Annotated in this window: 10 protein-coding genes; 4 read left to right on the top strand and 6 right to left on the bottom strand. The window is 62.1% G+C overall.

Annotated features, from left to right (window positions below; genetic code table 11):
* Positions 1-6: 6 nt before the first annotated feature.
* From glgA to HX881_RS18965, 6 genes are all read right to left on the bottom strand, one after another.
* Positions 7-1,572 (bottom strand): glycogen synthase GlgA, encoded by a 1,566-nt coding sequence (gene glgA, locus HX881_RS18990; RefSeq protein WP_177085964.1) that lies wholly within the window; start codon positions 1,570-1,572, stop codon positions 7-9.
* A gap of 500 nt (positions 1,573-2,072) precedes the next feature.
* Complete coding sequence (locus tag HX881_RS18985; protein WP_177085962.1) at positions 2,073-3,026, bottom strand: D-2-hydroxyacid dehydrogenase family protein; 954 nt, start codon at positions 3,024-3,026, stop codon at positions 2,073-2,075.
* Between the two features lie 15 nt (positions 3,027-3,041).
* On the bottom strand, positions 3,042-4,061 hold the full coding sequence (locus HX881_RS18980; RefSeq protein ID WP_177085960.1) for an alpha/beta fold hydrolase: 1,020 nt from the start codon (positions 4,059-4,061) through the stop codon (positions 3,042-3,044).
* Positions 4,062-4,168: 107 nt separating this feature from the next.
* Entirely contained in the window at positions 4,169-4,615 is a 447-nt protein-coding gene (locus HX881_RS18975; protein ID WP_017125028.1) for a DUF411 domain-containing protein, read from the bottom strand.
* Between the two features lie 164 nt (positions 4,616-4,779).
* Positions 4,780-5,244, bottom strand: a complete 465-nt coding sequence (locus HX881_RS18970) for an SRPBCC family protein (protein WP_017125029.1) — start codon at positions 5,242-5,244, stop codon at positions 4,780-4,782.
* Between the two features lie 138 nt (positions 5,245-5,382).
* On the bottom strand, positions 5,383-7,377 hold the full coding sequence (locus tag HX881_RS18965; protein WP_177085958.1) for a methyl-accepting chemotaxis protein: 1,995 nt from the start codon (positions 7,375-7,377) through the stop codon (positions 5,383-5,385).
* A 337-nt stretch (positions 7,378-7,714) separates the two neighbouring features.
* Here HX881_RS18965 and HX881_RS18960 point away from each other — a divergent pair, with 337 nt between their 5' ends.
* The 4 genes from HX881_RS18960 to HX881_RS18945 form a co-directional block, all read left to right on the top strand.
* Positions 7,715-8,239 carry a hypothetical protein gene (locus tag HX881_RS18960; protein WP_017125031.1) on the top strand — a complete coding sequence of 175 codons (525 nt, stop codon included), beginning with the start codon at positions 7,715-7,717 and terminating at the stop codon, positions 8,237-8,239.
* Positions 8,240-8,606: 367 nt separating this feature from the next.
* A complete protein-coding gene (locus HX881_RS18955; protein ID WP_017125032.1) occupies positions 8,607-9,134 on the top strand; it encodes a hypothetical protein in 528 nt (175 codons plus the stop codon).
* Between the two features lie 156 nt (positions 9,135-9,290).
* Positions 9,291-10,997, top strand: coding sequence for a ShlB/FhaC/HecB family hemolysin secretion/activation protein (locus HX881_RS18950; protein WP_042934881.1), 1,707 nt, complete (start codon positions 9,291-9,293; stop codon positions 10,995-10,997).
* Positions 10,998-11,030: 33 nt separating this feature from the next.
* The coding region (locus HX881_RS18945) for a filamentous hemagglutinin N-terminal domain-containing protein (RefSeq protein ID WP_177085956.1) at positions 11,031-11,664 on the top strand (634 nt) is incomplete at its 3' end.

Below are 11,664 nucleotides of genomic sequence, written 5' to 3'. Positions count from 1 at the left end.
ACCTCCTCAGTGCTTGCCCGATCTGCTCCGGGAATTCGCCACCAAGGTTTCATACAGTTGTGCGTAGGGTTCCACCGCCTTGCACCAGTTGAACGGCGCGGCCATCGCCCGGCAGCGCATGGCATTGAGCAGCGGCGGGTAGGCGAACACCTTGAAGGCCCGGCTCAGGGCTTCTTCGTAGCTTTCCACGGTGGATTCGTCGAAGAGGAAACCGGTCACGCCGTTCTCGATGGTGTCGGCCAGGCCGCCGGTATTGCGCGCCACCGGCAGGGAGCCGAAACGCTGGGCGTACATCTGGCTCAGGCCACAGGGTTCATAGCGTGAAGGCATCAGCAGGAAATCGCTGCCGGCGAACATCCGCCGTGCATCGGTTTCGTTGAAGCCGATGCGTACGCCGATCTGGCCCGGGAAACGCAGGGCCAGCTGGCGCATGGCCTGCTCCTCTTCCGGTTCGCCACGGCCGATAATCGCGATCTGGCCACCGGCGCGGACGATAAATTCGCTGACCGCTTCGGTCAGGTCCAGGCCCTTCTGGTAGACCAGTCGCGACACCACGGCGAACAGCGGACCGCTGGAGGGCTCGAGGCCGAACAACTGGCGCACATGGGCGGCATTGGCCGCCTTGCCGTCCCAGTCGCCGATGTTGAACGGGCAGACCAGATGGCTGTCGGTGGCCGCGTCCCAGCTTTCATCGATACCGTTGGGAATACCGCTGAGCAGGCCCTGGTAGGTTTTGCTGGCAAGGAAACCGTCGAGGCCGCAGCCGAACTCCGGGGTGGTGATTTCCTCTGCGTAGGTGGCGCTGACCGTGGTGATATGGCTGGAATAGGCCATGCCGGCCTTGAGGAACGACAGCTTGCCGTAGAACTCCATGCCTTCCTGTTGCAGGGCGTGGGGCGGGATCCCCAGTTCCGGGCAGCAGGCCAGGCTGACCACGCCCTGGTAGGCGAGGTTGTGGATGGTGAACAGCGTCGGCGTACGCTGGCCGCGCCAGTGCATGTAGGCCGGGGCGAGGCCGGCGGGCCAGTCGTGGGCGTGGACCAGGTCGGGGGTCCAGTGGATCTGCGCGAGGTTGGCGGCGATATCGGCGGCGGCCAGGCCCAGGCGCGCAAAGCGGATATGGTTGTCCGGCCAGTCGCGACCGTTGTTGGCGCCGTAGGGCGTGCCTTCGCGCTCGAACAGTTCGGGGCAGATCAGCACGTAGATCACCAGGCCGTCGGGCATGTCCATGCGGCCGATCTTGCAGGGCGGCAAGGCGGCATGACCACCGAGCTCGCCGATGATATGGATCGGGTTGTCGCTGTGCAGCACTTGCGGGTAGCCGGGAATCAGCACGCGGACATCATGCAGGTGGTGCATGGCCCGTGGCAGTGCGGCGGAGACGTCGCCCAGGCCGCCGGTCTTGACCAGATCGGCGAACTCGGAGGTGACAAACAGCACTTTCTTCTTGTTCGGGTTGGCGGCCACTGCCGGTGACAACGGCTTCCCTCCGGTCAAGGGTGTCGACACGGGGACCGATTCGCTGGCCTGAATCAAACCTTCTCCCTGAATTTCCAACGCAGCGCTGATCATGTGTCTCTCCCGTTTTATTTGATCTGATCCCTGCCTTTCACACAGTGTGCCGAAACCACATCCTTTGGTCGGACACACCCGTTCAGGGCGATTGAGCGAATACCGCGCAACGCACCGGAACAAGAAAGGGTGGGAAGCGTCTGTGCCCATGACACCCGCAACAGACGCCTTACCTTTAACCTGACCGACCGCTGTTTCAGAAGTTTCGACTTTTTTTCGATGAAATGACTGAGTGGTCAGTAGGCCCAAAAAACAGTGTAGGAGAGATGTCGCCCATGCGAAGGGCCTTGTTTAGACGACAAATGGGAAAAAAACACCGGACGGGTATATGGGGCAATGGCTGGCGTTTTTTTTGGAACGATCGTTCGTGATCGGCTGCACCCGATTGGCGCAGACGGGTGGGGTGGGTGTTCGAGGAGGGGGCGTGGCAGGAGCAAAAAAAGTGCGCGGGCCCGGTGCGGCCGTGCCCGAATGGAAGCGGGCACGGTCCACCTGATGGTCTAGCCGAGCACGCGGATCGGCTTATCGGCCGCCCACGCCTGGATATCCTCGATCATCTGGCTGTAGAACATCCGGTAGTTGTTCTGGCTGACATAGCCCACATGGGGCGTGGCCAGGACATTGTCGAGGGTGCGAAAGGGATGCCCGGCCGGCAACGGCTCCTGTTCGAACACGTCCAGGGCGGCACCGGCCAGTCGACCGTGCTCAAGCGCGGTGATCAGTGCCTGTTCGTCGACGATCGGCCCGCGAGCGGTGTTGACCAGGTACGCGGAAGGTTTCATCCAGCCCAGTGCCCGGGCGTCCACCAGGCCGCGGGAGCGCTCGCTGAGCACCAGGTGCACGGACAGCAGGTCGGCCTGTTCGAACAGGGCCTGTTTGCCGACGTATTCCACACCTGATTCGGCGGCGCGTTCCGGCGTGAGGTTTTCGCTCCAGGCGATCACCCGCATGCCGAATGCCTGGCCGTAGCGGGCGACTTTCTGGCCGATGCTGCCCAGGCCGAGAATGCCCAGGGTCTTGCCATACAGATCGCTGCCCAGGCCCTGCTGCCAATCCCCGGCGCGCAGGGAGTTGGCTTCCTTCAGCAGATTGCGGCTCAGGGCCATGGCCAGCGCCCAGGTCAGCTCCGGGGCGGCGTGCTTGTAGCTGTCGGTGCCGCAGACCTGGATACCCAGGGCGGTGGCGGCCTTGATATCCAGGGCGGCATTGCGCATGCCGCCGGTCACCAGCAGTTTCAGGCGCGGCAACTGGCGCAGCAGCGCTTCGTTGAAGGTGCTGCGCTCGCGCATCACGCAGATCACATCGAAGCCCGCCAGGCGTTCGGCCATGACCCCGTTGTCGGCCGGGTAGTCGTGGAGGAAATGCACCTGGCCGATGCCTTCGAGCGCGGACCAGTCCACCACGTCGCCGGCCACGCCTTGCCAGTCATCGATTACCGCAATCTGCAACGTCATTGTCTGTTTCCTCTTTTATTGTTTGGCGGCCAGCCAGCCGAGCAGGGCCTTGTGGAAGCGGGCCGGCTCTTCCATCTGAGGGGCATGGCCCAGGCCGGGGAATTCCACCAGGGTCGAGTGCGGGATCAGCTTGGCCACCTGCTTGCCGAGCACATCATAGTGACCGATGCGGGTCTTGACCTCCGGCGGCGCGATATCGCTGCCGATCGCCGTGGTGTCGGCAGTGCCGATCAGCAGCAGGGTGGGCATGCGCAGGTCCTTGAACTCGTAGTACACCGGCTGGGTGAAGATCATGTCGTAGATCAGCGCCGAGTTCCAGGCCACCGCGACATGCCCGGGCCCCTTGTTCAGGCCGGCGAGCATATCGACCCAACGGTCGAACTCGGGTTTCCAGTGGCCGGCGTAGTAGGTGTTGCGTTCATAGTTGCGAATGCTTTCGGCGGTCAGCTTCAACTCGCGCTCGTTCCATTGGTCGACGGTGCGGTAGGGCACGCCCAGGGCTTTCCAGTCTTCCAGGCCGATGGGATTGACCAGCGCCAGGCGCTCGACCTGTTGCGGATAGAGCAGGGCGTAGCGGGTGGCTAGCATGCCGCCGGTGGAATGACCGAGCAGCACGGCCTTGTGGATGCCGAGATTTTCCAGCAGGGCGTGGGTATTGCTCGCCAGTTGCTGGAAGCTGTACTGATAGTTATCGGGCTTGCTGGATGTGCAGAAACCGATCTGGTCCGGGGCGATGACCCGGTAGCCGGCGGCGCTCAAGGCCTTGATCGATTCATCCCAGGTGGCACCGCAGAAGTTCTTGCCGTGCATCAGCACCACGCTCTGGCCATTGGCCGGCCCGCTGGGCTTGACGTCCATGTAACCCATCTGCAGGGACTTGCCCTGGGACTGGAAGGCAAAGTGTTCGACCGGGTAGGGGTAGTCGAAGCCTTGCAGCTCCGGACCATAGGACGGGCCTTCGGCGGCATGGGACAGCACGGGCAGGGAGGCAGCGAGGAACAGGCTGCCGAGGACAAGGGAGCGTGAAGTGGACATGCGGGACCTCCGGAAGAATCTGCCCCCGATGCTGCTCAGGCGCGATTAACCCTGGATTAACGGGCGCGCCTCCTTCGTGCGCCAGGCCCCGTGCCAGGGCCCGCGGATTATCGGGCCGGGTAGTCGGCGATCACCTGGTCGGTACCGTACTTGGTCAGGCCGATCACCTGGAAGGCGTCCTGGCGATCACCCATTTCCATGCCGGGGGAGCCCAGGGGCATGCCCGGTACCGCGATGCCCCGCAGGTCGGCGCGCTTGCTCAGGGCAATGATCTGCTCGGCCGGGACGTGGCCCTCGACGAACTTGCCATCGATCACCGCCGTGTGACAGGAGGCGAGCCGTGGCGCCACGCCCAGGCGTTGTTTCACGGCGCTCATGTCCGCTTCGACATGGTCGTTGACCTTGAAGCCATTGGCTTGCAGGTGGGCGATCCAGGCTTTGCAGCAACCGCAACTGGCGTCGCGGTGTACATCGATGGACAGCGGTTCGCCAGCCTGGGCCAGGCTGCTGATGAACAGGGCCGACAGGGCGGCCAGGCGCAAGGAGTTTTTCATGGGGACGTCCTGGGATGCGAAGTGAGAGGCCGGGTATTCTCGCCGATAACACCGTGTTGTCCGGCTTGCGAAACAGTCTGAAACAGTCTTGTGGCGGGCGACGACGGGCAGCCAGGGTGCACCGTCGTGGCTGTCGGCAACCTGAGGGACAGATGACGAATTTGTCAGGCGAGGGTGTGTGGCGAGGTTTCCATCACGCGCTTGAGGTTGTGCATGGCCTGGGTCGAGAGGTCGATCATGCGGCCCTGCAATCCATTCAGGTTGAGTTCGGTGATGTACTGCAGGGTGCGGGTGAAATGCGTGCCTCGCCCCTGGCGCTGCAACTGGTACTGGATGCAGCCGTCGACGACGGCGGAGGTGAAGGCGGTCTTGAAGGCATGGGGCGGGTCGGCCAGGACCACGCGGTAGTTCATGTCGACCCGCAGTCCCAGCAGGTCGATGACTTCGGTGAAACGGTGATCCTTGGGCAGCGAGCCGCGGATGCCGGTCTCGGCGCTGACGGAGGTCGGGTGCCACTCATGCCAGCGGTCCGGCTGCGTCACGTAGGCGTAGAGCATCGCAATATCGGCTTCTATATAGATCTCGTTGCTCAGGGTCTTGGCGTAAGTCTGGAAAGAGGGCTGTTCCATGTCGACTCCTGCTGCATTCCTTGTTTGGAGGGCGAAGCAGGAGTCAGCATAGGCGATGCCGGGTGATTCCACCCGTTTGGGTGACAATCAATCGATGCTCCCCCGTGCGGGGCACGGGGGAGCAGGGCAGTGCGCGGTTCAACGGACCTTGAAACGGCCCATCAGTACGCTGACGCGGTTGTTGGCTTCCAGCAGGCTGCGGGTGTTGCTGTCGGTGGCATGACCACTGTTCACCAGTTCTTCGACCATGTGGCGGATCTGCACCATGCTGCGGTTGATTTCCTCGGTCACCGCGCTCTGCTGCTCGGCGGCCGTGGCGATCTGGGTGCTCAGGCTGTTGATATGGCTGACGGAGCCGGCCATTTCATCCAGCCCCGAGTTGACCCGAGCCGTTGCATCGGCGGCGGACTGGCAACTGGCCTGGGTGTTTTCCATGGCCGCCACCGAGGAACTGACGCCCTGGGTCAGGCGGGTCAGCATTTCATTGATTTCCGAGGTGCTGGCCTGGGTCCGGGCGGCGAGGGCGCGCACTTCGTCGGCGACCACCGCGAAACCGCGGCCCTGTTCCCCGGCGCGTGCCGCTTCGATGGCCGCGTTCAGCGCGAGCAGGTTGGTCTGTCCGGCGATGGCCCCGATCACCCCGAGGATCTCGGTAATGCGCTGGGCGTCCTGTTGCATGCTTTCGACCTTGTGGGTGGCACTGGCCACTTCGTCGATCAAGGCGATCACGCTGCCGGACGCCTCGCCCACCACCACCCGCGAACGGTCGGCGTGTTCACTGGCGCGCTGGGTGAAGGCGGCGGTTTCGGCCGCGTTCTGCGCCACGGTCTCGGCGGTGCTGCTCATTTCGGTGATGGCGGTTACCGTCTGGTCGGTTTCCGAGGCATGGCGGGTCAGGATCTGGTTGGTGTGGGCCGAGGTCTGTTGCAGTTTTTCCAGGCTGCCGGCCATGTCGCCGGTGGCCTGGGTGACTTCGCCGATCATGTTCTGCAGGTAGACGATAAAACGGTTCACCGAATGGCCGATGGCGCCCAGTTCGTCTTCGGCGCGGATGGTGATGCGCCGGGTCAGGTCGGCATCGCCGCTGGACAGGGCATCGATATTGGCCTTGAGCGCCTGCATGCGTTGCACCAGCTTGCGGATGGCGTAGATCTGCAGCAGCACCAGCAGCAGGATCATCGGGATCTGCAGCAGGCTGAGGGTCTTGAGCACGTCATCGCGTTGGGCGGTGATCGATTGGGTCGGCAGCGAAGTGGCGAGGAACCATGGCGAACCTTCGATGGGGCGCATGAAGAAGGTGCTGGCGACGCCCTCGTTATCGAACTCGACCCGGCGCCGGCCGTTGTCGCGCTCCTGCAGGCCGGCCTTGACCTGGGCAGCGAAGGGCGAGTTGCCCGCCAGGTCATTGATGTTCTTCAGGACCACTGGGCTGTTGATATGGGTGCTGTTGCTGATGATCTTGCCGTCGGCCTCGACGATCAGCATCTCGGCGCCGAGGTCTTTTTCCTTGCGGGCCACCAGGTCGTTGAAGAAGCCCAGGGTCACGTCGATGGTCGACACGCCGTAAGGCACGCCATTGCGCTGGATCGCCATGGCGCAGTTGGTGCGCGGCTCCTGGCTGGCGTCGTCCTTGTAGGCCGCGGCCCAGGCGCACTGGCCGCGCGGGGTGGCCATGCCGCCCTTGTACCAGGGCTGGTCGTAATAGTTGGGGGCTTCGGCGCTGTTCCAGAAGGTGTTGACCTTCAACTGGCCGTTGGCATCGCGGTGCCAGAAGGTGCTGTGCTTGTTCTGCCCCGGGGTGCGCTGGCCGGGCAGGGGCCAGATGCCCCCGCCGAAGACCTTCAGCTCGCCGTACTGATCCACCAGTCCCGGCAGGACCTTGTCGATGGCATCGCTGTCGAGCAGCGGGATGGTCTGGGTGATGCTGCGTTGCTGGGCCTGGACCTTGTTCAGTTCGCCCTGGATCTGTTCCGCCACTTCGGCAATGCGGTTGAGTGCCACCTGTTCCTCGGTGTGCCGCAGTTTCGGCGCGACCAGTTGGCTGATACCAACGACGGTCAGTACGAACAGCAGCAGGATGAACAGGACCAGAAACAGCGTGTAGCGGGCTTGGATCGTACGGAACATGGGCATGGGACCTGTCCTTGCAAAGCGGCTTTTATTGTTCGTGAGCTTTTCAGGGCTTCGACAGGTTATCGGCTTTGTATGGAGGGTCTTTAGGTACGTTCGTACAAGAAGTTCGGAAGGCTCTGGTGCGAGGGATAGCGGCCTGATCGAGGGGGTGGCCATTTTAATGTAATGAAATGTAGATAAATTGTAACTGAATTGGAATATCGGTTGTCCGTCAGATCGATCTGACTAGAATCCGGAGTTCTTATACCTATCGTTCAGGGACGTTTCCTATGACTGCCTCATCAGCAAGTCACCAGCATGATCAGATTTTCAATCGCCTGAGCCAGGGAGTACGGTCATGAGCATGGGAACGGTAGGGTCGTGGGCCTCCGCGGCAGGCCTGAAGATTTTCGTCAAGGATGCCACTCCGGCAGCAAAGTCCAAGATCCAGAGCGACAAGGCCAAGCAGCTCTTGCGCACGATCGGCAAGGATCCGCTGGCGATTGACACCATCAAGATGGCCAGCGCCAAGCTGCGACCGAAGTTCAAGGACTTCAACCCGGAGCAAGTGACGCCTACGCAACTGGGCAAGATCAGTACGTTCCTGAAGGATAACGGCCTGATCGATACCTTCACGGCGAGCCTGATGCTCAATGCCGGCGAGGAGTTCGACAAGTTCGGGGTGCAGAAAAAACCGGACGACAAGTTCAACGCCCTGGAGTATTTCGCCACCCAGATCAACATCATCCAGGATCGCAGCCTGAAGAAGGACGTGTACTCCAACTACATGGTTCCCGCCTACAAGAAGGCCATCAACGTCCTGCAGAACCTGCAGCAGTTCGGCAGCACCGGCGCTGCCGTGACGGTCAACACCAAGGCCTGACAAGGGCTCTTGCCAGCACCCGTTTCGGATTGGAGCGGGTGTTTCGCGGTCTTCGCGCCGCCCTCTTGCTGCGACTCGCCCGACCTTTCCCGCCTGATCGACACCCATCTTGTGCCCAACTTTCCTGGGCGGCTCGGTCGCGCGCGCCTTCATGGCGACGTTGATGACATGGCTGTTTAAATGTAACTAAATGTAATACTGTGTAGGTAAATTATAGGTCAATTGAAATATAAGCCGCCGCCACGCTGATCCGATCGGGACGCCGGGCGCCTAAATCCAATCGTTCAGGGATACTTTCCATGGTCGTCTCCACCGCACGTCAGCAGCATGGTCGGATTTTCACGCGCCTGGGCCGGGGAGGTCAGTCATGAGCATGGGCGCGGTGGGGGCCTGGGCCACGGCGGCGGGGCTGAGGATCTTCGTTCCGGATGCTGCCAGTCCAGCACAGAAGTCGACTATCCAGAGCGACAAGGCCAAGCAGTTGTTGCAGACGATCGGCAAGGATCCGTTGGCGCTCGACACCGGCAAGATGGCCAGTGCCAAGCTGCGGCCGAGGTTCAAGGACTTCAATCCGGAGCAGGTGAGCCCCACGCAGTTGGGCAAGATCAGTACGTTCCTGAAGGATAACGGCCTGATCGATACCTTCACGGCGAGCCTGATGCTCAATGCCGGTGAGGATTTCGACAAGTTCGGGGCGCAGACGAAGCCGGACGACAACTTCAATGCCCTGGAGTATTTCGCCACGCAGATCAACACCATCCAGGATCGCAACCTGAAGAACGACCAGTATTCCAACTACATGGTCCCTGCCTACAAGAAAGCCATCAACGTCCTGCAGAACCTGCAGCAGTTCGGCAGCACCGGAGCTGCCGTGACGGTCAATACCAGGGCCTGATCAACCTGCCAGAAAGCATCCGTTTCGACTGGAACGGATGCTTTTTCACGTCCGTATCGAGACTGAAATAAATAGCTACATTTGTTGACGCCATAGAGTCGTCTCTCTACCATCGCGCCATTATTTTGATATCAGCTGTATTTCGAGGGATCGATCATGTCTCCACTCGCCTTCGGGACGAGGCTGTGCGCTGCGTTGCTGTGTGTTTCTGCCCTGAATACCGCTCATGCTGCTGATAACCCCGGGGTCACCGACCTGATCCGCGATCGCCAGGATCGCCTCCTCGAAGAACAGCGCCGCCGTCTCGAAGAGCTCAAGGACCTGCCCGGCAAAGCCGCGGCCCCCGTGGCGCCGACGACTCCGGTCGACACCCGCTGCTTCCCGATCAAGACCATCGAACTCAAGGGCGCCGACTCGCTGTCCGAGGCCGAGCGCGAGCGTCTGTTAAAGCCTTACATCGGCCAGTGCCTGGGTGTGCCGCAGCTCAACGAGTTGCTCAAGGTCATCACCGACCACTATATCGAGAAAGGCCTGGTCACCAGCCGTGCCTATCTGCCGCAGCAGGACCTGTCCAGCGGCAACCTCAAGGTGCTGGTGGTCGAAGGTCGGCTCGAAGGCTTGAAGGGGGACGAGGGCAGTGGTATTTCCGACCGCCAGTTGGCAATGACTTTTCCCGGCAAGCCGGGGGATCTGCTGAACCTGCGGGAAATCGAGCAGATGGTCGACCAGTTGAATCGCCTGCCGTCGAACCAGGCGCAGATGGAGCTGGCCCCGGGCAAGGAGGTCGGCGGCAGCGAAGTGCTGGTCAAGAACACTCCGCAGAAACCCTGGCGGGTCGGGCTGGCCCGGCACAACGACGGCCAGCGCAGCACCGGCGAACAGCAGTGGGGCACCAGCCTCGACTGGGACAGCCCCCTGGGATTGGCCGACCAGCTGTCCCTGCGCGGCGGCCATGATGCCCTCAGCGATCACCAGAAAACCTCGCGCAATGCGATGCTGTATTACAACCTGCCGTTCGGCTGGTGGAACCTCAGCTACACCTACAGCGAGAGTGAATACCGCTCGCTGGCCAAGGCCAGTGGCTTCGATTTCAAGCAGACCGGCGACAGCCAGAACCATCAGTTGAAACTGGAGCGGGTCATCTACCGCGATGCCCTGAGCAAGACTTCACTCAATACCGGCGTGTCCTACCTGCGCACCAACAACTTTATCGAAGACAGCAAGCTGGATGTCAGCAGCAACCGCATCAGCGAAGCCCAGTTCGGCATCAACCACGGCCGGCGGATCGGCGGGGCGTTCGTCAACGTCGATCTGGGCATGCAGGACGGCATCGGTGCGTTCGATGCCCAGGGCAATCACGACCCGAAACCGGGCCAGGCCGATGCCCGCTACCGCAAATACACCGCGACGCTGAGCTACCTGCAGCCATTCAAGCTGTGGGGCGAGTCCTTCAGCTTCAGCAGCCTGATGACCGGCCAGCGCAGCGAAGACGTGCTGTTCAGCTCGCAGCGCATGAGCCTGGGCGGACAGTCGTCGATTCGCGGCTACAAGGACCAGACCCTGTCCGGCGACAGCGGCGGTTACTGGCGCAACGACCTGCGCTGGACACGGCCGGTGACCCTGGACTGGATGCGTCCGGTGTTCGCCGAGTATGGCACCAGCCTCGGCTACGACCAGGGCGTGATCCGTCGCGACCGCTACAACGCCGAGCAGCACGGGCGCATGACCAGCGACTCGCTGGAACTGTTTGCCCGCGGGCAACACGTGGCGGCCACCGTGACCTTTGCCCATTCCCTGGAAAGACCGGGGCCGATCACTGAGCGTGAAGCGCCGATCTACTTCCGCCTGGATTTCTTCCTTTAATTTTCCGCTGTATCTGATTCGAGATTTTCTGACATGGACGTTCGCCACTTCGCCTTCCTTGCGCGCCAACCTTCTGCTGCCCTGAAAACCCGCGGGCACTTCCTGGGACTGCCCAAGCGCGGCATGGCGTTCCTGTTGGCGAACGTGATGTTCTGGCAGCCGCTGTGGGCCCAGGCGGACGGTATCGTGGTCAGCGCGCCGGGAACCACGCTCGGTCAGGCGGGCAATGGCGTGCCCATCGTCAATATCGCCGCGCCCAACGGCAGCGGCCTGTCCCATAACCAGTTCCACGACTACAACGTCGGGGCCAACGGCGTCATCCTCAACAACGCCACGGCCCGGACCCAGTCCACCCAACTGGGCGGCATCATCCTCGGCAACAGCAACCTCAACGGCCGTGCCGCCACCACCATCCTCAACGAAGTCAACGGCGGTAGCCCCAGCCAGTTGCGTGGCTACACCGAAGTGGCGGGGCAGTCGGCCCATGTGATCGTCGCCAACCCTTACGGCATCAGTTGCAGTGGCTGCGGCTTTATCAACACGCCGCAGGCGACCCTGACCACCGGTAAACCGGTGATCAGCAACGGCCAGGTGTCGGGTTATCAGGTCGACCAGGGCAGCGTGTCCATCGAAGGCGCCGGGCTCAACGCCAACAATATCGACCAGT

The sequence above is a fragment of the Pseudomonas gingeri genome (assembly GCF_013386115.1).
Lineage (GTDB): Bacteria > Pseudomonadota > Gammaproteobacteria > Pseudomonadales > Pseudomonadaceae > Aquipseudomonas > Aquipseudomonas gingeri.
The sequence above is the reverse complement of the archived record's forward strand: the minus strand, read 5'-3'. Positions and strand labels throughout refer to the sequence as shown.

Excerpts from the sequence above, each read along its gene's own strand:
- HX881_RS18965 (WP_177085958.1), bottom strand. The coding sequence starts at position 7,377 with ATGCCCATGTTCCGTACGATCCAAGCCCGCTACACGCTGTTTCTGGTC.
- HX881_RS18985 (WP_177085962.1), bottom strand. The coding sequence starts at position 3,026 with ATGACGTTGCAGATTGCGGTAATCGATGACTGGCAAGGCGTGGCCGGC.
- HX881_RS18950 (WP_042934881.1), top strand. The coding sequence starts at position 9,291 with ATGTCTCCACTCGCCTTCGGGACGAGGCTGTGCGCTGCGTTGCTGTGT.
- glgA (WP_177085964.1), bottom strand. The coding sequence starts at position 1,572 with ATGATCAGCGCTGCGTTGGAAATTCAGGGAGAAGGTTTGATTCAGGCC.
- HX881_RS18980 (WP_177085960.1), bottom strand. The coding sequence starts at position 4,061 with ATGTCCACTTCACGCTCCCTTGTCCTCGGCAGCCTGTTCCTCGCTGCC.
- HX881_RS18960 (WP_017125031.1), top strand. The coding sequence starts at position 7,715 with ATGAGCATGGGAACGGTAGGGTCGTGGGCCTCCGCGGCAGGCCTGAAG.
- HX881_RS18970 (WP_017125029.1), bottom strand. The coding sequence starts at position 5,244 with ATGGAACAGCCCTCTTTCCAGACTTACGCCAAGACCCTGAGCAACGAG.
- HX881_RS18975 (WP_017125028.1), bottom strand. The coding sequence starts at position 4,615 with ATGAAAAACTCCTTGCGCCTGGCCGCCCTGTCGGCCCTGTTCATCAGC.
- HX881_RS18955 (WP_017125032.1), top strand. The coding sequence starts at position 8,607 with ATGAGCATGGGCGCGGTGGGGGCCTGGGCCACGGCGGCGGGGCTGAGG.